Origin of the sequence: Nonomuraea sp. NPDC049141, from assembly GCF_040648415.1 — a bacterium.
Lineage (GTDB): Bacteria > Actinomycetota > Actinomycetes > Streptosporangiales > Streptosporangiaceae > Nonomuraea.
The window spans coordinates 62,405-83,925 of sequence record NZ_JBEZDR010000011.1; the positions used below are offsets into that span (position 1 = coordinate 62,405).

19 protein-coding genes are annotated in these 21,521 nt (G+C 68.0%); 11 read left to right on the forward strand and 8 right to left on the reverse strand.

Annotated elements, in window-relative coordinates; genetic code table 11:
* Positions 1–390 precede the first annotated feature (390 nt).
* Positions 391–1,107 carry a helix-turn-helix domain-containing protein gene (locus AB0B91_RS31385; RefSeq protein WP_358327188.1) on the forward strand — a complete coding sequence of 239 codons (717 nt, stop codon included), beginning with the start codon at positions 391–393 and terminating at the stop codon, positions 1,105–1,107.
* 12 nt (positions 1,108–1,119) lie between these two features.
* Entirely contained in the window at positions 1,120–2,289 is a 1,170-nt protein-coding gene (locus tag AB0B91_RS31390) for a cytochrome P450 (RefSeq protein ID WP_358327190.1), read from the forward strand.
* On the opposite strand, the gene AB0B91_RS31395 is transcribed toward AB0B91_RS31390, so the two are convergent.
* From AB0B91_RS31395 to AB0B91_RS31410, 4 genes are all read right to left on the reverse strand, one after another.
* Positions 2,269–2,496, reverse strand: a complete 228-nt coding sequence (locus AB0B91_RS31395) for a hypothetical protein (RefSeq protein ID WP_358327192.1) — start codon at positions 2,494–2,496, stop codon at positions 2,269–2,271. The genes AB0B91_RS31390 and AB0B91_RS31395 overlap by 21 nt on opposite strands.
* A 228-nt stretch (positions 2,497–2,724) precedes the next feature.
* Entirely contained in the window at positions 2,725–2,919 is a 195-nt protein-coding gene (locus AB0B91_RS31400) for a ferredoxin (RefSeq protein WP_358327194.1), read from the reverse strand.
* A gap of 38 nt (positions 2,920–2,957) precedes the next feature.
* Entirely contained in the window at positions 2,958–4,163 is a 1,206-nt protein-coding gene (locus AB0B91_RS31405; protein ID WP_358327196.1) for a cytochrome P450, read from the reverse strand.
* Between the two features lie 159 nt (positions 4,164–4,322).
* Positions 4,323–5,288: a 2-dehydropantoate 2-reductase N-terminal domain-containing protein gene (locus AB0B91_RS31410; protein ID WP_358327198.1), complete on the reverse strand. Its 966-nt coding sequence runs from the start codon at positions 5,286–5,288 to the stop codon at positions 4,323–4,325.
* Positions 5,289–5,380: 92 nt separating this feature from the next.
* Here AB0B91_RS31410 and AB0B91_RS31415 point away from each other — a divergent pair, with 92 nt between their 5' ends.
* The 3 genes from AB0B91_RS31415 to AB0B91_RS31425 all read left to right on the forward strand — a co-directional run bounded on the left by AB0B91_RS31415 (position 5,381) and on the right by AB0B91_RS31425 (position 8,413).
* Positions 5,381–6,025: a TetR/AcrR family transcriptional regulator gene (locus AB0B91_RS31415; protein ID WP_358327200.1), complete on the forward strand. Its 645-nt coding sequence runs from the start codon at positions 5,381–5,383 to the stop codon at positions 6,023–6,025.
* Positions 6,026–6,761: 736 nt separating this feature from the next.
* Positions 6,762–7,457, forward strand: coding sequence for a hypothetical protein (locus AB0B91_RS31420; protein ID WP_358327202.1), 696 nt, complete (start codon positions 6,762–6,764; stop codon positions 7,455–7,457).
* On the forward strand, positions 7,454–8,413 hold the full coding sequence (locus tag AB0B91_RS31425) for a LysR family transcriptional regulator (RefSeq protein WP_358327204.1): 960 nt from the start codon (positions 7,454–7,456) through the stop codon (positions 8,411–8,413). Before AB0B91_RS31420 ends, AB0B91_RS31425 begins: the two co-directional genes overlap by 4 nt.
* Positions 8,414–9,185: 772 nt before the next feature.
* On the opposite strand, the gene AB0B91_RS31430 is transcribed toward AB0B91_RS31425, so the two are convergent.
* Both AB0B91_RS31430 and AB0B91_RS31435 read right to left on the reverse strand, forming a co-directional pair.
* Positions 9,186–11,756: a glycoside hydrolase family 2 TIM barrel-domain containing protein gene (locus AB0B91_RS31430; protein WP_358327206.1), complete on the reverse strand. Its 2,571-nt coding sequence runs from the start codon at positions 11,754–11,756 to the stop codon at positions 9,186–9,188.
* A gap of 112 nt (positions 11,757–11,868) precedes the next feature.
* Entirely contained in the window at positions 11,869–12,855 is a 987-nt protein-coding gene (locus AB0B91_RS31435) for a LacI family DNA-binding transcriptional regulator (protein WP_358327208.1), read from the reverse strand.
* Between the two features lie 265 nt (positions 12,856–13,120).
* Between AB0B91_RS31435 and AB0B91_RS31440 the strand changes: the two genes are divergently transcribed.
* The 6 genes from AB0B91_RS31440 (at position 13,121) to AB0B91_RS31465 (ending at position 20,230) form a co-directional block, all read left to right on the forward strand.
* Entirely contained in the window at positions 13,121–14,338 is a 1,218-nt protein-coding gene (locus AB0B91_RS31440; RefSeq protein ID WP_358327210.1) for a family 1 glycosylhydrolase, read from the forward strand.
* 43 nt (positions 14,339–14,381) lie between these two features.
* Complete coding sequence (locus AB0B91_RS31445; RefSeq protein ID WP_358327212.1) at positions 14,382–16,568, forward strand: hypothetical protein; 2,187 nt, start codon at positions 14,382–14,384, stop codon at positions 16,566–16,568.
* Positions 16,569–16,715: 147 nt separating this feature from the next.
* On the forward strand, positions 16,716–17,951 hold the full coding sequence (locus AB0B91_RS31450) for an extracellular solute-binding protein (protein WP_358327216.1): 1,236 nt from the start codon (positions 16,716–16,718) through the stop codon (positions 17,949–17,951).
* Positions 17,948–18,883: a sugar ABC transporter permease gene (locus AB0B91_RS31455; RefSeq protein ID WP_358327218.1), complete on the forward strand. Its 936-nt coding sequence runs from the start codon at positions 17,948–17,950 to the stop codon at positions 18,881–18,883. The genes AB0B91_RS31450 and AB0B91_RS31455 overlap by 4 nt, the downstream gene beginning before the upstream one ends.
* Positions 18,880–19,734 carry a carbohydrate ABC transporter permease gene (locus AB0B91_RS31460; RefSeq protein ID WP_358327220.1) on the forward strand — a complete coding sequence of 285 codons (855 nt, stop codon included), beginning with the start codon at positions 18,880–18,882 and terminating at the stop codon, positions 19,732–19,734. The genes AB0B91_RS31455 and AB0B91_RS31460 overlap by 4 nt, the downstream gene beginning before the upstream one ends.
* A 76-nt stretch (positions 19,735–19,810) precedes the next feature.
* Positions 19,811–20,230 carry a family 43 glycosylhydrolase gene (locus AB0B91_RS31465; RefSeq protein WP_358327222.1) on the forward strand — a complete coding sequence of 140 codons (420 nt, stop codon included), beginning with the start codon at positions 19,811–19,813 and terminating at the stop codon, positions 20,228–20,230.
* A 31-nt stretch (positions 20,231–20,261) separates the two neighbouring features.
* Here the strand turns inward: AB0B91_RS31465 and AB0B91_RS31470 are convergent, their stop codons facing one another.
* On the reverse strand, positions 20,262–21,221 hold the full coding sequence (locus AB0B91_RS31470) for a zinc-binding alcohol dehydrogenase family protein (protein WP_358327224.1): 960 nt from the start codon (positions 21,219–21,221) through the stop codon (positions 20,262–20,264).
* Positions 21,218–21,466, reverse strand: a complete 249-nt coding sequence (locus AB0B91_RS31475; RefSeq protein ID WP_358327226.1) for a hypothetical protein — start codon at positions 21,464–21,466, stop codon at positions 21,218–21,220. Before AB0B91_RS31475 ends, AB0B91_RS31470 begins: the two co-directional genes overlap by 4 nt.
* Between the last annotated feature and the right edge of the window lie 55 nt (positions 21,467–21,521).

The window sequence follows — 21,521 nt, forward strand, 5'->3', positions numbered from 1 at the left end:
ACGGACCGAATAGCCGGGGCCACGGCGGATGATCCGTCCCACCAGGTACACGCGATCACGTTGACCTGGTGGCAGACCCCACGACCGAACGAGTACACCCGACGGGATGGTAACTCTGTCCCCCTACACGCATCCCGCTGACCTGGGCGGACGCGATCGCGTGTACTTCATGACAGCTTCATTACCGACACGTCGGCCGTGGGTTCGACGTTGTTCAAGGCTCTTCAGCCGGAACTCACGGCCTTTCAGGGGCCGGGGCGCACGAAGGGCGTGAGTTCGGGGAGATTGAGGCCGGCCCGATCCTGCGGAGCCCCTCCCGCGTGCTCCGTCCCGCGTCCGTGGTCCGCTTAATCGCTGGCGAACGAGGCGGTCGCCGGGTTGACTGCACTGGTGACCGCTTTGGCCGTGCCTGCCGACCTGGCCCATCTGGTGGCCGGGAGCTGGGTGCTGGATGGCGACGCGGTGCCGAGAGGGTTGCCGCAACCTGCCGTCGACCTGCTGGTCATGCCGGACGGGGCATGCTGGCTGGCCGGGCCGGAGACACGAGTCCGGCAGGGACCGCTGCCCGAGGGCGGGCCCCTGGTCGGGGTGCGGCTGCGACCGGGGACGGTGACCGGACTGTTTGGGGTCGCAGCCGACGAGGTGCCGCTGGCCGGGGCGCCCATCGAGGTCGGGCAGCCGGCCGGGTCGGTGACCGAGCGGCTGGCCGGGGCGTTGGCACTGGTGCGGGCGCGGGCCGGGCAATGCCGGGTCGACGAGCGGGTGCGCGTCGTACTGGCGGCGATGCACGCGGCGCCAGGTACGCCGGTAGTCCAGCATGCCGCCCGGGCCGGGTTGTCCGAGCGGCAACTACGGCGGCGGTTCGGGGTGGCGGTCGGGCTGCGGCCCAAGTCCTACGTGCGGGTGGTGCGGCTGCACCACGCGCTCGCCGCGGCGCTCGCCGCGGTGGCCAAGGGCGAGCGTCCGGACTGGGCGGCCATCGCCGTGCGCAGCGGCTGCTACGACCAGGCGCACCTGCTGGCCGAGTTCCGGTACGCGATGGGGGCGCCGCCGACCACGTTGCTGCCGGATGTCCGTTTTCTCCAAGCCTCGACCAGCCGGGGCTAACACACTCGACGCATGGCTGATGATGTTGTCAGGGAGATCCTCGACTGGTACCGGCAGAGCGCACGGGACGGTCTCGCCGGGGACGGGGTGCGTTTCGTCGAACCGTTCGAGGCCTGGGTGGTGCACGGCTACACCGAGGTGAAGCAGGTGCTCGCCGACTACCCGGCGTTCTCGTCCGACGAGCTGCGCTACAGCGCGCAACCCGTGCCACACCGGGACAACCCGATTCTCGGCGGCCTGTCGGCGATCGACCCGCCCCGGCACCACCTGCTGCGCCGGCTGGTCAGCCGGGCCTTCACACCCCGCGCGATCCGGGCGTTGCTTCCCTCGATCACCGATACCGTGCGGACCCAACTGGCCGAGGTGGACGGTGAGTTGGACGTGATCGGCCGGCTCGGTCTCCCGTTGCCGGTGCGCACCATCGCCGCGCTGCTCGGAGTGGAAGCGGACCGACAACCGGACTTCGTGCGCTGGACCGAGGCGATCACTTCCTTCGCCGGCTCGTTCAGCGAGGACCCGGTGCGTCAGGCCGCGTTCCGCACCGCGCACGCCGAACTGGCCGAGTACTTTCGCCAGGTGTTCGCCGAACACCGGGCCCGACCCCAAGGCGACGTGATCGACACTCTGCTGGCCGCCGAACCGGACGGCAGCCGGCTCTCCGACGAGGAATTGCTCAACTTCTGCACGCTGCTGCTCATCAACGGCCACGAGACGACCAAAACCCTGCTGGTCAACATCGTGCTGTGCCTGGCGGCTCACCCGGAAGCACTGGCCCGGCTGCGTGCTGACCCTGGACTGATACCCGCTGCCATCGAGGAGGTGCTGCGGTTCCTACCCCCGATCGGTGGCACCGACCGGTTCACCACCGGTCCGACCACCATCGCCGGGCACCCCATCGAGACCGGCCGGCGGGTAATCGCCATGGTGCTTTCGGCCAACCGGGACCCCCGGGTGTTCGCCGAGCCGCACGAGTTCCGGCCCGACCGAACGCCCAACGAACACCTTTCCTTCGGCCACGGGGTGCACTTCTGCCTCGGCGCGCACCTGGCCCGCCACGAGGTCGCCATCGCGGTTCACGCACTGCTGCACCGCTTCCCCGGTCCGTGGTCGATGAGCCGGATCGCGACCGAGCGCACCCCAGTCGGCATCGACGTGCTCGATCTAGCGCTGGTCAGCTCGTAGGGGACTGATCCCAGGACCGAGGTGGTGGTGCGGCTCCGGGAATGGGAAGCAGATCGTCAGCGCGACTGCTCGGCCGGTACGGGTGGAAGGTTTGGCTTCGCGTAGCGCCTTGCCGAAGCAGGCATCGAGCACGAACCGGGCCAGCGGATCGGGCTGGAAGCCGACGAACTCGTCCGCGTTCGCCGGGGGCCCTCGAATCGCGCTCACGGCCGAGGCCGACCCCGCCAACCGGCGCCGAGCTGGAAGACAAGCTCCATCAACGCGCCGGCCACGACGTCAGCATGATCCGAGTCGGACCGGCGCACATGTCACACGGCAGTGACGACCTAGTGCCGCATTGTGAGAGTTCTCCCTGTTTGAGCGGAGACGCGCCGTTCGGCGTCCCACACCGATCAGCGTGATCCTTTCAGGCTGTAAGGCCATCCACGGATTGACTCACTCCTCCAGGGAGAGGGCCCGGCTGGGGCACACGTGCACCGCTTCGCGGGCCTTCTCGACCAGCTCGCCCTCCGGCGTCTCGTTCAGCACGATGATTGTGCCGTCGTCCTCGCTCTGGTCGAACAGCTCGGGCTCAGTGAGCACACACTGTCCGGCACCGACGCACCTGCCGGTGTCCACGATGATCTTCATGGCCCTCTCCTCCTGAGATGGGGATGGCAGTTCGTCCGCTACCAGGTCACCGGGAGCTGGTACAGGCCATAGATGTTCGCGTCGTCCTTGAACGGCAGCTCGTCGACATCCACCGCCAGCTCCAGCGTGGGGACGCGGCCGAACAGCGTGTCGAACACGATCTGTAGCTCCATCCGAGCCAAGTTCTGGCCCAGACACTGGTGCGGCCCGAACCCGAACGCGACGTGGTGGCGCGCGCCGCGCTCGATGTCGAGCTCGTCCGGGTTCTCGAATGCCCGCGGGTCCCGGTTGGCCGAATAACCTAGCGCCAGCACTCCTTCGCCGGCGCGGATCAGCTGCCCGCCGACCTCGATGTCCTCGACGCACAGCCGGGCCGTCGCCACGTCGATGATCGTGAAGTACCTCAGCATCTCCTCGACCGCGTTGAGCGTTTTGCCCGGGTCGGCCTTGATCATCGAGAGCTGCTCCGGGTTGCGCAGGAACGCCACGGTCGACAGCGAGATCATGTTCGCCGTCGTCTCGTGGCCGGCCACGAGCAGCAGGAAGCCCATGCCGGCCAGTGACGTCCGCCGGTAGGTGCCGTCCGCGCGCAGCTTGATGATCTGCCGCCCGAGCAGGTCGTCCGGCGGGTTCTCTTCCTTCTCCGCGATGAGGTCGGCCATATAGCCCTGGACGGCTTTCGCGGCCGCCCACCGCTCCTCGGGCGGCGTCGACTGCTTGATCACCTTCACCGTGTGCTCCTGGAAGAACTCATGGTCGGCGTAGGGCACACCCAGCATCTCGCAGATCACCAGTGACGGGACCGGCAGCGACAGCGAGTCCACCAGGTCACCGGGCCGCGGCCCGGCCAGCAGCGCGTCGATCTGCCCGTCGACGATCTCCTGGATCCGCGGCCGCAGCGCCTCCAACCGGCGCACCGTGAACTCGCCGAGTACGGCCTTGCGCGCCGGCCCGTGCTCGGGCGCGTCCATCGCGATCAGGACGCGCTCCTCGTCCGGCCGCCGGGACGCCGCCTCGCCCTTGACCAGCTGCGGGAACTCCGGATGCTGCCGGTCGGCGCTGAACCGCCGGTCGTTCAACACGGTTCGCACGTCTTCGTGGCGGCTGACCACCCAGGCCCACCCGCCGTCGGGCAGACGAACCCGCGAGACCGGCTCTTCTTCGCGGATCTCTTCGTACGCCGGCGGCGGCGTGAACGGGCACGTACGGGCCATGGGGAACTCGTGCTTCTCGGCGGTAGTCATGACTTTTCCTTCCACGACGTCACGGACAGGCGCTAGAGGCTGGACAGCGAAAGCCGTGTGTGAACGGCAGTTGGCCGACCGGTGCGACCGGGTTTGGCTCTGGGATGCGGTGGACCAAGGAGCCGCAATGAACCACCGGGACCGACGACATCGGTAAATTCAGACTCGACCTGTCCCCTCGCGGGCGAAGTTCGGTTCCGCCGCTTCCAGTCGCGGTACCGAGATGCCCAACCGTCGTGCTTCGGCCAGGGTGTCCCGGCAGACCTCGCGCGGCTCCTCGGCGTCGGGGTCGGAGTGCGCCGTGAGGCTCACGCGCGCGGGCGCGACATGAGCAGTCAGCCAGGCGAGCACGGGTGCCGTCAGCCAGGTGGGCGCCCGGAACAGCAGCACACCGCCCCGGTGCCGTCGCAGGTCGAGGCCGCGCGCCTGGAGGAGCGGCAGCAGCTCGCGGCCGGCCAGCAGCCCCTCGCGCAGGTCGCCCGTTGCCCCGGCCAGTTTGGACAGGGAACCCAGCCGCAGGCCCTGCGAGAACAGGCCGGCATCCGACACGAAATGGACCCACAGCCAGCCGCGGAAGTCAGGCTGCTCCTTAATCCGGAGCCCGGCCTCGCGAAACGCCTGGCGCACGGCCCGTTCCCGGTCGGTCGGGGGCTGGCCGAGTGTGCCGAAGATGACCGACGGCAGCAGCGCCCCGTGGAGCACGCCGTCCGCGCCGAAACTGCCACCGGCCTGGGGAAAGCCCCAGGCGATCTGGTCGAGCGGTAGTGCGCCGATCGCGGCCGGCGGCTCGGTCCAGATGTTGCCGAAGACCAGCACCGTGGCCTGGCCGACACGCGAGGACAGGAAGGCCGTCGCCTCCGCGAGGCGGTGGTGCGGCACGCTGAGCACGATCAGGTCGAAGTCGTGGTCCGGCTCCAGCGCCTCGCGGTAGCGCACCGACCACTCCTCGGCGACGCGCTGCCCCCACAGCCGGCGCCGCGTATCGAACAGGTCGAGGTCCACCGCGTCCCCGTACGTCGCCGCGCGGCCGGGCCGGACGTAGAACTCGACGTCATGCCCCGCCTGTTCCAGGGCCCAGCCGTAGATGGTGGCGATCACGCCTCGGCCGAACATGAGGATCTTCACGCTGCACCTCGTGGGGTACGATCGATTTGGAGGCAATCTCCACTTCTTTCAAGATATGGAGATCATCTCCATTTGTCAACGCGAGGTAGCGCATGACCGCCGACAAGCCGCTGCGGGCCGACGCCCAACGCAACCGCGATGTCCTGATCGCCAAGGCACGAGAGGTCTTCGACGCCGGGGACTTCTTCGACCTGCGCTTCGATGACTTCGCCCAGCTGGCCGGGGTGGGCACCGGCACGCTGTACCGCCACTTCCCCACCCGGGAGGCGCTGGCCGAGGCGGTCTACCACGGGGAAGTCGCCGCGCTGTGCGACCGCGCCCGCCAGCTACAGGCCACGCTGCCCGCGGCGGAGGCTTTGGCGACCTTCCTACACGGCATGGTCGACCACATAGACGCCCACGAGGGCATGGCCCGGACGTTGGCCACGCTCATGGCCGATCGCTCGGGTGCCCTCGCCGAGGGCAGCCGGGCGCTGGAGCAGGCTGTCACCGACCTGGTGGCCGCCGCCGTGCGGGACGGCGCCGTTCGCGACGACGTGGATGCCGGTGCCGTGATGATGGCGCTGCACGGCATCGGCGCGGCCCATGACCGCCCCGGTTGGCGGGCCGAGGCCGACGGTGTCATCACCCTCGTGCTGGACGGGCTGCGCAGCTCGCACTCAGCCCAGGCGGCCATCCGTACGCCTTCCGGAAGGAGAGGTGCACGAAGTGCAAACAGCGGCACGGCATCGAGTTGAGGAACCCAGGAACAGCCGTTGGCGATGAGAATGATTTTGAGCGAAGAGTGACGCCCAACGCCGGTGTGTGATCGCTTGGGGGACGATGATCCTGCGTTCTACGTGGGGGTTTCTGGCTCGTGGATGATGCGGTGGATGGTGGAGCGTCCGACGCTGTAGTCGGTGGCCAGGTCGGCCAGGTCCTCTCCTGCTGGAAGGGTCCTCCAACCCTGGATAACCGGCGGACCGGCTGCCGCTACGGGAGTTGCCGGTCTCGCTGCCGCACCTGCTCCCCTGCGACCTCCCATCGGCGCTCTGGCCACCCTCGGGGGCCAAGCAGTGACGGCCGTGTTCGGCGAGCCTGCACAGCCTGAACCCCCCGCGCCCGCGCCGACACGGCGAGCACCACTCCCATCGGCCGCCAGCCGACCAGCCCACTCCCCATCGCCCGCCGGCTCCCCCTTCTCCCCCAATGCCGAAGCTTGTTCTTTATCCTCCGGATTGTTGTAGTGCTGCGAGGGTGCGGCCGCGTTTGACGGTCTTGCCCACGTCGTAGCGGGGCGCGGGTCGGCGGGTAGGGATGCCGGGTGGGCGTCCGAGGCCGGGTCTGGCGGGTTTGGGTGCGCTGGCCGGTTGGGTGAGTGCGGGACGGAGGTTCCGAAACCCGCGAGGCTTCCCGCCTGGATATGAGCGATTGCTCATGGCGCACGCATGGTCTGGTATTGGTGCTCAGGCCGGAACGTCGCATAGTGGGGCCATGGACCGATCTCTGCGCGTCGCGGTCATTGGCGACCGCGACCTGGCTTTTCCTCCGCACGTGGCTACCGACGACGCGCTGCGGCACGCCGCCGCGCACCTCGGCATCGAGGTGGACGTCCGCTGGCTGGCCACCAAACCGCTCGAATCTGACCTGGCCGAGGTCAAGGCCGCCGACGTGTTGTGGTGCGCGCCCGGCAGTCCGTACCGCAGTCTGCGCGGCGCCCTCGCCGCGCTTCGGCACGGCCGCGAGCACAGCGTGCCCACCCTTGGGACATGCGGCGGCTGCCAGCATATGGTCATCGAGTACGCCCGCCACGTGCTCGGCTACGAGGACGCCCAGCACGCAGAGTACGACCCATACGCCTCAACCCTCTTCGTGTCGGAACTGGCCTGCTCGCTGGCCGGCAAGACCATGCCTGTCACCTTGGTCCCCGGAACCCGCGTGGCCGCACTGTACGGACGGACCGAGGTCGAAGAGGAGTATTACTGCAACTTCGGTCTCGACCCCAGCCGACAGGAGACCCTGCACGACGGTGGCTTCTCAGTCACAGGAGTGGACGGTGACGGCGAGGCCCGGGTGTTGGAGATTCCCGGCCACCCCTACTACGTGGCCACACTGTTCGTGCCGCAAACCCGCTCGCGTCCTGAGGCCCCGCACCCGCTGGTCGTCGGCCTGCTGCGCGCGGCGCTATGACCTTCACCCAACTGAGGATCCTGCAGGCGGTCGCACGCACCGGCAACATGACCCGGGCCGCCGAAGAACTGGCCACCACGCAGTCTGCCGTCAGCCACGCGCTGCGCGCCCTGGAGAGCGAACTCGGGGTCGCGCTGCTGGTGCGGGGCAACCACGGGGTGAGCCTGACGGCGGCTGGGCGTGCCGTGTGCCGCCGCGCCACACTCATCCTCACCCAGGTGGAAGCGCTGGAGCAGGAGGTGGCCGCAGCCCGGAAGCATGAGCGTGGCAGCCTACGCATCGGTGTCATCCCCAGCGCCAACGTCCGGCTGCTGCCGCCGATCCTGCGCCGGTTCGAGGATGCGCATCCACAGGTGCGGCTCACGGTGATGGAAGGCTCGGACGACGAGGTGCTGGAGTGGCTCGAAACGGGAGCGGCGGATATCGCCACTGTGTCAGCCGGAGTGGCGGGCGCACGGGCCACCACGGCCGCGCTCCCTGCAGGGTTGATGGCGCGACCACTCGCCACCGACCGCATGCTGGCTGTCCTGTCCAGCGGTCACGAACTGGGCGTCCGCGACTCGGTACCGATGGTCGAACTGTCCCGGCAGCCGTTCATCATGTCCACGGGCGGCTGTGAGCCTCTGATCACGGCACTCGCGCGGGCGGCGGGGGCGAGCCTGAAGTGCCACTACCGGGTGCGCGACACCAACAGCATTCTCGCCATGGTCGCCGAAGGGCTCGGGGTGAGCATCGTCCCTGAACTGTCGCTGCCCGCCCATCGCCCGGGCGTGCACGCGATCCCGCTGGACCCGGCTGCTGAGCGCACCATCCTTCTCGCCTTGCCCGCCAACCCGCTCCCAACGGCCACCGCCTTCGCCGAATTGGCCATTACCCTCACACCCCAACCCAGCCGCGCTGAAGGGACGGGTCCCGGCAGGGAATTCGCGGGCCCGGTCCAGGATTCCGTCGTATGAGGCGGAGGCTCCCGTTCGCCGCCACGAGCGCGTGCCGCGTCCAGTGGTGACGGCGTCGCTGACCTCGTGACACCAAGCCTCTGCGTGATCTGCGCCGCAGAGTCGGTAGTGCACCAATGCGGAACTTGTTCGAGGTGCTAGGTCCGAACAACCCGCGCCCCGACGCCAGCCGCCGCTCCGAACAAGCCCTTCTCACTGCAGGATGCGGTTGATGGTTTGTATGTGGGTTGACGGATATGTAAATCGTGTTCGCTCACCGCCTTTACATTGTAGATTAATTACAACGTGACACCGACGGCCACATCGACGTCGTGATGCACGCCAACGGCGACCCCGACCGCGAGATCAAGCTCGCGTTCCTAGCGTTCTCCCTACCCTGCGACGCCACCAGCCTGCGGAACCAACCCGTCCCCGACCCGACGCGGCACCCCAACTTCCCGTCCACGCCTCCCTCGGCAACACCCGCCTGCCCACCTGAGCCGACGAACTTCCGCCAGCCCTCAACACCGATAGCCAGGGCAGATGTCCTTCTATCTCAGCGCGGAGCACCACGTCAGCGCAGGTTCGTTGGATTCTGCTCGATAGCTACTGGGACCCCTCATGGTGAACAGCCCCATCGGCCGCGCCGGCGTCCCGACGACATCGCGCGCCTCGAAGCTGTCGGCCTTCATGACCGACAGCACGCTGCTCGCGGACGGCGTTGCCACCGTCTGACCGGGGTCGGCAGGAGCCCTTGCAGCATGGGAGCCGGTGAGTCACGAACGTCCGGCCGTCACCGGGCCGGCTTTTCGACCGTGACCAGTACTTCGGCCTGGTCGCAGTCTGGGGCGGTGGCGGTCAGGCGGATGGTGCCGGGTGCGGTCGGTTTCACCACGGCGAGGGCGCGGCCCTGGTAGGTGTGGTGCTCGATCGAGTTGAATCCTTTCTTGTTCGCCGGGTCGGCGCTGCCGAAGCCGATCAGCGTTCCGTCGCCGGAGATGTCCACCCGCACGGGCCGATCCGCAGCGGTGTGCACTGTTTCGGCAGAATCGACCAAGGTCAAAGTGATATAGGCAAGGTCACCGACGTCGACCGTGATGACCGGTCGATCGGGTGCGGCGTGCAGCACGATGGGGCCGGTCGCGGTGCGGAGGATATCGCGGCCGGATTCGACGCCGTCGCGGTAGGCGATCGCGACCAGTTCGCCTGGTTCGTAGGTGATCTCGAACTCGGTGCGGAAGCGGTGTTGTTCGCCGACCGGTTTGCGTCCCAAGGAGCGGCCGTTGACGAGAAGTTCGACGTCGTCCGCGTCGCTGTACACCTCGACGATGATCGGGGCGCTCTCGTGGCCGGGCCAGGTCCAGCTGGCGATGGTGTCACTCCAGGCCCACCGGCTGCTGATGACGGCCTTGCCATGGTGTTGCGGCCGCTGGACAGCGAGGTAGGGCTGGGCGCGCAGGCCGAAAACGATCTGTCGGTAGTAGGAGACAGGAAGCCGGTGACCGGTGATGTCGATGTCCCCGCAATCGGCCAGCAGGTACGGATACGGCGCCATGAACGTGGGGCGCGGGGTATCCGGTGTGGCGTACTGCGGCCGGCCGACCCCGACCTCGCCCAGGTAGTCCCAGCCGGTCCAGGTGAAGTCGCCGATGACATGGCTGTGCTGTTTGACCAGTCGCCAGTTGTTGTCGATGCGGGGTGGGAAGGTCTCGGTGCCCAGGATGATCCGGTTCGGGAACAGCGTGCGGTCGGTCGCGTAGCGGATCTCCGAGTAGTTCATCCCGGCCACGTCGAGCACGCTGTAGGACTCGGCGGTGCGGGTGGTCACCAGGTCGGAGCCGGCGACGGCGTTCACGTCGAATCCGCTGTCGGCCATCAGGGTGTTGATACCGGTGTCGTCGCCTTCCTGGACGCGCAGATCAGGCAGCAGGGCCAGGAGGTTGTTGATCCCGTTGGTGAGGAAGCGGGTGTCGTCCAGCGCACGAACCTTCTCGGCGAGTCTGCGGCCCCATGCGGCCCCGGTGGCTGTGCCGGTTTCGGGAATTTCGTTGCCGAGGGAGTAGAGGACGACGCTGGGATGGTTGTCGTCCTTGGCCACCATCGCCTCGATATCGCGTTCCCACCATTCCGGGAAGTCGAGGCTGTAGTCGAACGGGCTCTTGCTCCAGGTCCACATGTCGAACGCTTCATCGACCACCAGCATGCCGAGACGGTCACAGGCGTCGAGCATCGCGGTGCTCATGGGGTGGTGCGACATGCGGATCGCATTGAATCCCGCGTTTTTGAGCAGCCGCACGCGGCGCTCTTCGGCTTGGGCGAACGTCGCGGCCCCCAGCGGTCCGTTGTCGTGGTGCACGCACGCGCCGCGCAGCTTCACCGTCTCGCCGTTGATCCGCAACCCATGCTCGGGGTCCAAGCGCAAGGAGCGGATGCCGAAGGCGACCTCCATGGCGTCGATGTCCGTGATGGACACCACGCACGTGTACAGCGCGGGCGAGTCCGGGCTCCACAGCGCGGGGTCGCGGACGTAGATGCGCTGGCGACCGATGGCCGGTTCGTGGGGTTGTACCGTGATCGGCGCGGTGTCGGAGGCGACGACGGTTCCCGCGGCATCGCGGATCTCGATGACCAGCTCGACGGTGCGCAGGTCGTTGGAGTCGTTCTCGATCGTGGTCGCGACCTCCACGACCGCGCGTTCGGCATCGATGTCCGGGGTGGTGACACGGACGCCGTCCGGGCTGATGCGGACGACCTCGCCGACGAGCAGCCAGGTGTCGCGGTAGATGCCCGCGCCGGAGTACCAGCGCGAGTCCTGGTGGGTCCGGCACTCCACCCGGACCTCGTTGTTCTCGCCGAACCGCAGAAACCGGTCGGCGTCGATGTAGAACCGCGAGTACCCGTACGGGCGCTGCCCGGCATAGTTGCCGTTGATGAACACGGTGGCGTCCCGATAGACGCCCTCGAACTCCAGCATGATCCGCTTACCGCGGTGCTCCTCGGGCATCAGGAACGTCTTGCGGTACTCGTACGCCCCACCAGGGAAATAAGCGGTCGCGGCGCCGTCCGTGGTGGCCTCGCGGTCGCGGGTGATCATCGCGTCGTGCGGCACGATCACCGGCTCGAACGGGACCGCGGTCCCCGCGAGTTCGGCGAAAGGATTGACCTTCGGACGGAACTGCCAGTCGTCGTTGAACGATGTGCGGATCACATAACTCCTCGGGACATGACTTTCCTGAAGATCAGAGGTGTACGACCTGCCGGTTATGTCGATCTCGTCACGGGGACTGGGCATGCTCGCCCGGATCGGCTGGTTCGAGCCGGGCAGGTAGGAGCCGTCCACGCCGAAGCGGGGAGCAGGCCGCACGCGACGTCCCTGGGCACCTGCCACACGGTGATGCCGGAGCCGAACACCACGTCGGCGCAGGAAGTCGATCTCCTCACTCCGGCGGTGTTCGCGTTCCGGTAAAGGCGGGACGTCAGCGGGGAGAGGCGGTGGAGCGCCGGACGACCAGGCTTGGAATGACCGAGAAGTGCACCGGCGACGTGCGGCCTTCGATGCGCTCGAGCAGCAGCCGCCCGGCCATCCGGCCCATGACGACTCCGTCCTGGTTGACGGTGGTCAGCGCGATGTTGGGATGGGCGGCCAGCCTGGTGTTGTCGTAGCCGGCCACGGAGACGTCGTCCGGGGCGGACAGGCCCGCCTCGTGCAGCGCGGCCAGCACGCCGAGGGCCGCCTCGTCGGAACCGGCGAAGATCGCGGTGGGGAGCGGAGAGCGGCTCAGCAGCTCTCGGGCACCGTCGTAGCCGCCCTCCTCTGAGTACGAGGTCGCCGCGACGGCGATCTCGTCGGCGAGCCCGTGGTCCCGCATCACCCGCTCGTAGGTCTCGGCCCTGATCCGCGGCATCTGGTCGGCCGCCCGTCCAGGCTCCTGCTGGAAGGTGATGTGCCCGATGCGACGGTGGCCGAGCGCGATCAGGTGTTCCATGACGAGCTCGGAGCCGACCCTGTCGTCGTCGACGATCGAGTCGTACGCCGGCGACCTGTCGTGGCGGCCCAGCACCACGGTGGGGATGTCGCGCGCCACCTGCTCAAGCTGGGTGCGGCCGACCAGTGGGGCGATCATGAGGATGCCGTCCACCTGCCGGTCTATCAGAGCCTCCAGGGCACGTTTCTCGGTCTTGTCGAGGGTGCCTCCCTGGATCATGATCGCCTGATAGTCGGACTCGGCGAGCTGCTCCACCAGGCCGGTCATGATCTCGGCGTAGAACGGGATCCCAATGTGCTGCATGAGCACGCCGATGGTGAAGGCCCGCCCCCGCAGCGCCCGCGCGGCGGCCTGGGGGCGGTAGCCGAGCTCGTCGATGGCCCGCTTGACGCGGTCTCGCATGGCGTCGCTGACCCCGTAGTCATTGCGGATGACCTTGGAGACCGCTGCCTTGGAGACCCCGGCGTGTTTCGCCACGTCGGAAATGGTCACTCGTCGTCGTCGCTCAGGCGCGACCATGGGCATCCCCTTCTCCAGCCAAGTCCTGCCGATCCTACGACGCCGGGATCATCGTCCGCATAGACCGGTCTATGAAGACTAGCGAATGATCCAGAACATGCCCACATTGACTAGTGAAGATGTCGTAGACCGGTACACGTTTTTCCTTGACCTTCTCGCGACGTAGCGGCTACGTTGACTCGCATTCGGAGCCCGCTACGGCTGATTCGCGCCGGACCGACATGTGATCGAGAGACGAATGCACACCTTCCCCGACGGCTTCCTCTGGGGTGCGGCGAGCGCGCCGCACCAGGTCGAGGGCAACAACGTCAACAGCGACTTCTGGGCGCAGGAGGAGCGCATGCCAGGGGCGGATCGCAGCGGCGACGCCCTCGACAGCTACCACCGATACCCCGAGGACATCCGGCTCGTCGCGGAGTCGGGCCTGAACACCTACCGCTTCGGCATCGAGTGGGCGCGCATCGAGCCGGCCCCGGGACGGGTGTCCCGCGCGGCGCTCGCGCACTACCGGCGCATGATCGACGCATGTCTCACCGCGGGCGTCGTCCCGTTCGTGACGATTCACCACTTCACCTCGCCAAGATGGTTCGCCGAGGAGGGCGGCTGGCGCGGCGAACGGGCCGTGGACCGCTTCCGCGCCTATGTCGAGGCGGCCACCTCGATCCTCGACGGCGTCGAGTGGGTCTGCACCATCAATGAGCCCAACATGCTCGCGATCATGGTGCGCGAGGCGGAGGCTACGCTCGACCCCGACTCGGGTCTGGAGTGGCTCAGCCCCACGCTGGAGGCGGACACGCCCCGGCCGGCGAAGCCGGCTCCGCCGACGGAGATCGGGCGCCGTCTCATCGAGGCGCACCAGGCGGCGCGGGACGTGCTGCGCGAGCGCACGGACGCCCGGGTGGGATGGTCGGTCGCGAGCCGCGCGTTCGAGACCCGTCCTGGGGCGGAGGAGGTGCGCCGGCGGCTCGAGTACGTCTGGGAGGACCTCTACCTGGAGGCGGCGCGGGGCGACGACTTCATCGGGGTGCAGGCCTATTCGGCGCAGTGGGTGGGGCTCGACGGTATCGAACCGCACCCCGTCCACCCGGACAACACCCTCGTGCGGACGGCGTACCGCCCCGACGCCCTCGGCATCGCCGTCCGGCACACCGCCGACGTCCTGCCCGACGTTCCGATCGTCGTCACCGAGAACGGCATCGCGACCGGCGACGACTCCCGGCGCATCGCCTACACCGCCGGCGCGCTCGACGCGCTGTCCGAGGCGATGGCAGCGGGCGTGGACGTGCGGGGCTACCTCCATTGGAGCCTGCTCGACAACTACGAGTGGGGGCACTGGGACCCGACGTTCGGCCTCGTCGCCGTCGACCGGGAGACGTTCGAGCGCCGGCCCAAGCCGAGCCTCGCGTGGCTGGGCGGCGTCGCCAAGGCCAACGCGCTCTGAGAGACCTCAGCGGCTGAAACTCAAGATTCAAGGAAAGGCGAGGATGTCCGAGGCAATCGACCGGCGCCGACTCGTGCGACGGCACAACCCCGTGCTGACGTCCGCGCACCCCGCTGACGTCCTCACGGTCGGCAACGGTGACATCGCGCTCACGGTCGACATCTCCGGGCTGCAGACGTTCCCATCCTTCCACGAACTGGTCCCCGACCCGCACCGCGTCGTTCACGACGGGCTGTCCGGCCTGCCCGAGCAGCGCCCGCGCGTCTTCGACGCCGACGACTTCCAGATCCCCCTGCGTACCCAGTCGACCTGGGGCTGGTACGAGACGCGCGCCGACCGGGCGCTCCGGCTCGACGACGCGACCACCCTGTACGAGACGTCCCGCGGCCCGGTGCCCTATCTCGACCGCATGGGTCTGCACCGTGCCGGCGACCCGATCGCCGACGAGTTCGTCGCGGGCGCGTGGTACCACTTCAACCCCCGCCGCGCCCACCTCGGCCGCCTCGCTCTGGTCCGCCCCGACGGGACGGGGCTCGACGATCCGGCCGCGCTCACCGACGTCCGTACCGAGCTCGACCTGTGGACGGGAACGATCCAGGCCGCGTACGTCCTCGACGGCGAGCGCGTCCGCGTCACCACCGTCGCCGACCCGCGGGACCACCGCTTCGCCGTGCGGGTCGAATCCGGCCTGCTGCTTCGCGGGTGGGGCGTCGCCTGGGTGTTCGACGAACAGCCGGACGGCCTGGCCGCCTTCGAACTCCCGCTCGCGCAGGAGACGGTCTGGGACCAGCGGACGGAGCGCCACTGGCAGGCACGGCGCACGGTGGAGGCGCTGACCTACGGCGTAGGCGTCCGCACCACCGGCAGCCTGCGTGCGGGAACCGGCTCGGTCATCGCGCACACAGACGCCACCGTTCTCGAGGTCGTGGTGACGCTGATGCCGGATCAGGATCGGCGACCGGACAAGGACGACTTCTCCGCCGTCGGCGCGTCCGCGCGGACCTGGTGGGCGGAGCACTGGAGCACCGGTGCCGCGGTCAGCCTCGCCGGCAGCACGGACGCGCGCGCCGCGGAACTGGAACGCCGCGTCGTTCTCTCGCAGTACCTCATGGCCGTCAACAGTGCCGGGGTCACGCCTCCCGCGGAGTCCGGTCTGACGTACAACACCTGGTCGGGCAAGTTCCACCTCGAGATGCACTGGTGGCATGCGGCGCATTTCCCGATGTGGGGGCGAGGGCACCTGCTCGAACGCAGCATGCGCTGGTATCACGAAGCCCTGGAGGCGGCGAAGGCGACCGCCCGCCGACAGGGGTATCGCGGAGCCCGCTGGCCGAAGCAGACCGATCCGTCCGCGCGCGAGTCGCCGAGCAACATCGGCGTCTTCCTCCTGTGGCAGCAGCCGCACGTGATCTACCTGCTGGAGTCGCTGCGCGGCGAGGGGCGCGAGGAGTCGTTCCTGCGTGAGCACTACCCGCTCGTCGAGGCGACCGCCGACTTCATGGCCGACTTCGCCGAGGAACGCGACGGATCCTTCAGGCTGCCGCCTCCGCTCATCCCCGCGCAGGAGAGCTACCTCACCGACCGGGCGACGAACACCGATCCGACCTTCGAGCTGGCGTACTGGTCATGGGCACTCGGCGTGGCGAACGAGTGGAGAGCGCGGCTCGGTCTCGAACCGAGCCAGGAGTGGGACCGGGTGGCGCGGAACATGAGCCGGCCCGCATTGCTTCCCGACGGTACGTACGCGGCCATCGCGACGCCCCCGTGGCTCATCCGGAAGGATCACCCGTCCATGCTCATGGCGTTGGGGTGGCTTCCGGACACGCAGCTCGTGGACCCGGCCACGATGTCGGCGACGCTCGATGCCGTATGGGAGCGCTGGGACCTGCAGTCCAGCTGGGGCTGGGACTACCCCGTCATGGCGATGTCCGCGGCCCGTCTCGGCGATGTCGGCCGTGCGATCGACGCCCTTCTGCTTCCTTCACCGAAGAACATGTTCCTCCCCAACGGACACAATCCGCAAATGCCGGGATTCCTCACGATTTATCTCCCGGCGAATGGAGGACTGCTGGCCGCGATGGCGCATATCGCCACAGCGGTGGACCAGGGGGCAGAACTTCCCCGCGGCTGGATCCTCACGTCAGAAGGACTCGGCGCGCTCCCCCGCCCCAGCGTCCTGAGCGGCTCTTCATGGACACGGAAGGAGAACGGTCGGCCGGCAGCCGACTGACAGGGCCAGAACCACTTTCATCGGCATTGAACGGCGTTCACCGAAGAATGCCTCCTCCATCCAAGGCTTCCAGAGGCGAGAACTATGGGTACGAAATCCACCACACGCGGCGCTCGCCGCCGCACCATTACCGCGACCGCAGGATCATTGGCGATCGTCGGAGTGCTTGCTCTGGCCGGCTGCTCGTCATCCGGCGAATCCACCAACACCGGGGACGCCGGACTGACCTTCATGAACCAGTCGCGCGGGCAAGAGGCCGCGCTCAAACAACTCGCGCAGCAGTACACCAAGAAGACCGGCGTCAAGATCACTGTCGACACGCCCGGTCCGGTCGACTACCTGCCCAAGCTGCAGGCGAAGGCGCAGTCCAGATCCATGCCCGACATCTATTCGTCGTTCGACGCGTCCCAGATGGCGCCGTTCTACAAGGCCGGCTGGGCGATGGACCTTTCCTCCCAGTTGAACGCCGGTTGGAGCAAGAACTTCAGCCCCGCCGTGCTCAAGATGTCGACGTTCCAGGAAGGTAACAACCTCGGGGTCAAGCCCGGCGTCTACTCGGTGCACTGGGAGACGCAGACGTACGGCTTCCTCATCAACCCGGCGCTGACCGGAATATCTGCGGAAAAGCCGCCCGCGACGACGGCCGAGTTCATCGACGCGCTCACCGCGAAGAAGGCGAAATTCTCCATCGCGGCCTCGCAAACGCCGAACATCATCCAGGCCCTCGCCTCGAACTGGCTGACGGACGCCGAGATCGAAGCGACCCTCAACGGGAAAGCGAGCTGGAAACAGGACGGCTGGCGCAACGCCTTCCAGTTCCTGGCCGAGGTGAAGAAGGCCGGTGTCCTCGCCGACGACTCCATCCCCGGTGGCCAGGACGACCACCCGAACGTGGAGTCGTCCTTCTTCACCAAGAAGATGGGTGCCATCTTCGACGCCGCCCCCGGCATCGCGGTCGGCCACAGGACGAACCCGGAATTCGACGACTACTTCTCCACCGGGGTCCCCAAGGCTCCCGGCAGCGTCCACGACCCGCGCTCGCCGGGTATCCCCGGGAAGGGCGCGGTGATCAACCCGAGGGGCAAGCAGTCCGACAAGGCGCTCGCGTTCGTGAAGTGGCTGACCGAGCCCGAGCAGCAGGCGGTGTTCGCCAAGACCGCTCGCATCCTCCCCAGCAACCCGGAACTCCTCGCCGGCGCGGACATCCCCGACCAGCTCGCGGGCTTCGCCGCCGGCGTGAAGAACATGCAAGTCATGTCAACGACCTTCACACCTGACGTGATCACCGCGATCAGAGCGGAGTCTCAGCGCTTGGTGCTGGGCGAGGCGACGGTGGACGAGGTCCTCACCAACATCCAGGCGGCGCAGGACCGTACGTCATGACGGCGCAGCACCTCGCGATTCCCGTGCGGCGTCCACCTCGGGCGCCGCGCGGGAGGCGCACTCTCCGGCGCAACCTGATCGGCTGGTTGTTCCTGGCGCCGGCCATCGCGCTCATCGGGATCTTCACGATCACGCCGTTCGCGCAGGCGATCCTGCTGAGCTTCCAGTCCTGGGACGGCGTCAGCCCCGACACCCCATGGGTGGGGCTGGCCAACTACGACTTCGTCGCCTCCGACCCGATCTTCTGGGCGTCCATGCGCAACGTCCTGTTCTTCGGCGTCGTCGGGTTCGTCGTCGGCAACGGAGTCGCCTTGGGCATGGCGCTGGCCGTCAACAACATCACCCGCGGCAGGACTTTCTTCCGCACCGTCTTCTACCTGCCGGGCGTGTTGTCGGTGGTCGTCGTCGGTCTGCTGTTCTCGTTCATCCTGGCCCCTGGATCCGGCATCCTCAACCGGCTGCTCAGCCTGGTGGGGTTGAGCACGCTACAGCAGAACTGGCTTGGCGAGCCAGCCGTCGCGCTGCCCGTCGTGGCGGCGGTGTTCGTCTGGTTCCACTGGGGGTTCGGCTTCCTGCTCTTCCTCGCGGGGCTGCAGGACGTGCCCAAAGAACTGTACGAGGCCGCCGAACTCGACGGCGCGAACCGCTGGTCGAAATTCCGGTACGTCACCTGGCCGCAGCTGGCTCCGGTCACCTCGATCGTGAGCCTGCTGACGCTGCTCGCCGCGCTCCAGATTTTCGGGACCGTGCAGGTGCTGACCAACGGCGGACCGGGCCAGCACACGATGGTGCCGACCCTCGCCATCTACAACGAGGCGTTCGTCAACTGGCGTTACGGCAGTGCCGCGGCCATGTCGGTCATCTTCGGCGGCGCCCTCGTGCTGCTGTCCGTGATCCAGCTCACGATCACCAGGCGGAGGTCCCGCGTATGATGACGGCAAGGGCCGAAGGCGGGACCCGACGGAGGGTACGCCTCGACAAGATCGGCTTGTACGGACTGCTGGGCGTCGCCGCGCTGATCGCGCTGTTCCCCCTGCTGTGGATGCTGTCCGGATCTCTGCAGAGCCTCACGGAGCTGCTCTCGAACGACAGCTTCCTGCCCGCGGACCCGCAGTGGCACAACTACGTGACCGCATGGGTCCAGGGAGAACTCGGCATCTACCTGCGCAACAGCGTGCTCTACACGGGATCGGCCGTCATCGGCATCCTGCTGGTGTCCAGCCTCGCCGGGTACGCGCTCGCGCGGCTCGACTTCGCGGGCAAGAGCGTGTTCACGTTCGTCATCCTCGCCGTGATGATCATCCCCGCTCCCGCCATGTTCCTCGCGCAGTACAAGCTGCTCATCTCACTCAACCTGACGAACAATCCCGTCGGCTACGTACTGATCCTGATCACCTCGGGCATCCCGATGTCGACGCTCATCATGCGCAGCTTCTTCGTCAGCCAGCCCCGCGCTGTGGAGGAGGCGGCCGCGCTGGACGGCGCCGGTCCGCTGCGCATCTTCTGGAACGTGATCCTCCCACTGGCGCGGCCCGGCCTCGCCGCCGTGGCGGTCATTCAAGGGCTGGGAGCGTGGAACGAGTACCTCATGGCGCTCGTCCTGTTCGACGACAACTCCCTCATGCCCGTCCAGCGCGGTCTGACCGCTTTCACCTCCGCCGAGACGCCACAGCAGCAGATCCTCCTGGCCGCCACGACCATCTCGATCGTGCCGGTCGTGATCTTCTATCTGATGGCGCAACGTCACATCGTGAAGGGCATCGGCGCGGGCGCGATCAAGTAGGCAGGCCCGACCAGATCCGGCGGCGCAACCACCACCCTGTGAGTTTCGATGCGTACTCTTTCGTAGTCGTGACCTGGTGCACTGGGAGCAACTCGGCAACGTCCTGGACCGTCCCTCACAGCTACGGCTGCCGCCGAGCATCCCGGCCTCGCGTGGCGTCTACGCGCCCACCATCCGTCACCATGGCGGCCGGTTCTACGTGATCACTACGTTGGTCGGCGCCGGTGGCACCTTCCTCATCTCCAGTGACCGTCCCGAGGGCCCGTGGTCGGATCCGGTATGGAGCGATCTGCCCGGCATCGACCCCGATCTGGCTTGGGGGGCACCGGTCCGCAGTTCCCGGAGGCGCCGCACCTCTACCACATCGGCGATCGCCGAGGGCGGCACCGCGCGCGGCCCCGGAGCGGGGGCTGCGGCCGCCGGGGCCAGGCACCGCCGCTCGAGACGGTTCCGTCGACGTCGTGGGTGGGGACGGCGACGGAACGCTGACCGGTGATCATCGCTGGTGTGCCGTGGACACGGGCCGGTCATGGCATCACGACGAGTCGCCTGCCTTTGAGGTCGGTTCGCTGCCAGGCGGTCTCGATGTCGCTCAGCGGGGCCTTCTCCACATCGAAGGTGAGCTCGCCGGACCGTGTCCACGTCACGATCTGCTGGTACGCCTCGTCCATGGTCTGCGGGTCGAGCCCCTTGGCCGCGCCGTAGATCTCCACGCCGGAGGTGCGCAGGCTCGACCCGGCGAGGGCGAGCTCGGTGCCGGCCGACTCACCGATCTGGACCACCCGGGTCGGCTTGCCGAACGCGAACGACCGCGGCACCAGCGCACGCAGCAGGATCTGGCTGGGCCTGCCCCACAGGTAGTCCACGACGACGTCGTAGCCGTCCCCCCTGGCGTCGAGGTACGCCTGCGCCAGCGCCTCGTCGGAGACCGCGGTGTTGATCACTGTGTCGGCCCCGATGGCCTGTACCTCGCGTAACTGGTCGTAGTCGCGGCCGGTGGCGACGATCCGGCCGGCGCCCAGCAGCCGGGCCACCTTGACCGCGAGCCGCCCGGCCACCCCGGTGGCGCCCTGCACCAGCACCGTCTCCCCGGGAACGAACCCCGCGGCCGCTTTCATCGACATCGCGGTGATGGCCGAGGCCATCACGGTCGCCACGGCCGGGTCGATGCCGTCAGGGATCGGCACGTAGGAGCCCTGGGGCACCACGGCCTTCTCGGCGAGCGCGCCGTAGGGCAGGCGGATGTTGCCGAACCCGACGAGCGTGCCGTCCGGGAGGGCGCCGATGCCGTCGAAGGCAGGGATCGCCGGAAACCGGCCGATGTACTTCTCGCTGGCGTAGTGCGTACCGGCCGCGATCGCCTTGTCGACGTTCTCGACGGCGACCGCCTTGACGTCGATGATCACCTCGCCGTCGCCGGCCACCGGATCGGGGAAGTCCTCATAGCGCGGGATGCCGCCGACCTCGTGGAGCACCGCCGCCTTCATCCCAGTTCCTGACCGAACAAGCGGGCGATCCGCGTCTGCCACGCCGCCAGGACGCGAGGCGGACGGGCTGGAGAGTGGTTGAACCCGTGGTGGTGCGAACGGTGGTGCGTGAGCGGGTGCTGCCACCCATGGCCGTGGCGGGCCTGGCTCTGGTGGCCGGCCGGCCACTCGGTGTGCGCGGGAACCCCCGGAATGCGATGGGTCGCCCTGTGCAGCAGGTCGCGGAGCGAGTGCCGGTGTCTCATCGTTGCCTCCCTGGTGCGTGAGTCTCTATCACTGATAGAGGACTCTATCACTGAT

Coding starts and splice junctions, on each gene's coding strand:
- AB0B91_RS31390 (WP_358327190.1), top strand. CDS start 1,120: ATGGCTGATGATGTTGTCAGGGAGATCCTCGACTGGTACCGGCAGAGC.
- AB0B91_RS31400 (WP_358327194.1), bottom strand. CDS start 2,919: ATGAAGATCATCGTGGACACCGGCAGGTGCGTCGGTGCCGGACAGTGT.
- AB0B91_RS31405 (WP_358327196.1), bottom strand. CDS start 4,163: ATGACTACCGCCGAGAAGCACGAGTTCCCCATGGCCCGTACGTGCCCG.
- AB0B91_RS31415 (WP_358327200.1), top strand. CDS start 5,381: ATGACCGCCGACAAGCCGCTGCGGGCCGACGCCCAACGCAACCGCGAT.
- AB0B91_RS31420 (WP_358327202.1), top strand. CDS start 6,762: ATGGACCGATCTCTGCGCGTCGCGGTCATTGGCGACCGCGACCTGGCT.
- AB0B91_RS31425 (WP_358327204.1), top strand. CDS start 7,454: ATGACCTTCACCCAACTGAGGATCCTGCAGGCGGTCGCACGCACCGGC.
- AB0B91_RS31445 (WP_358327212.1), top strand. CDS start 14,382: ATGTCCGAGGCAATCGACCGGCGCCGACTCGTGCGACGGCACAACCCC.
- AB0B91_RS31455 (WP_358327218.1), top strand. CDS start 17,948: ATGACGGCGCAGCACCTCGCGATTCCCGTGCGGCGTCCACCTCGGGCG.
- AB0B91_RS31460 (WP_358327220.1), top strand. CDS start 18,880: ATGATGACGGCAAGGGCCGAAGGCGGGACCCGACGGAGGGTACGCCTC.
- AB0B91_RS31470 (WP_358327224.1), bottom strand. CDS start 21,221: ATGAAGGCGGCGGTGCTCCACGAGGTCGGCGGCATCCCGCGCTATGAG.
- AB0B91_RS31475 (WP_358327226.1), bottom strand. CDS start 21,466: ATGAGACACCGGCACTCGCTCCGCGACCTGCTGCACAGGGCGACCCAT.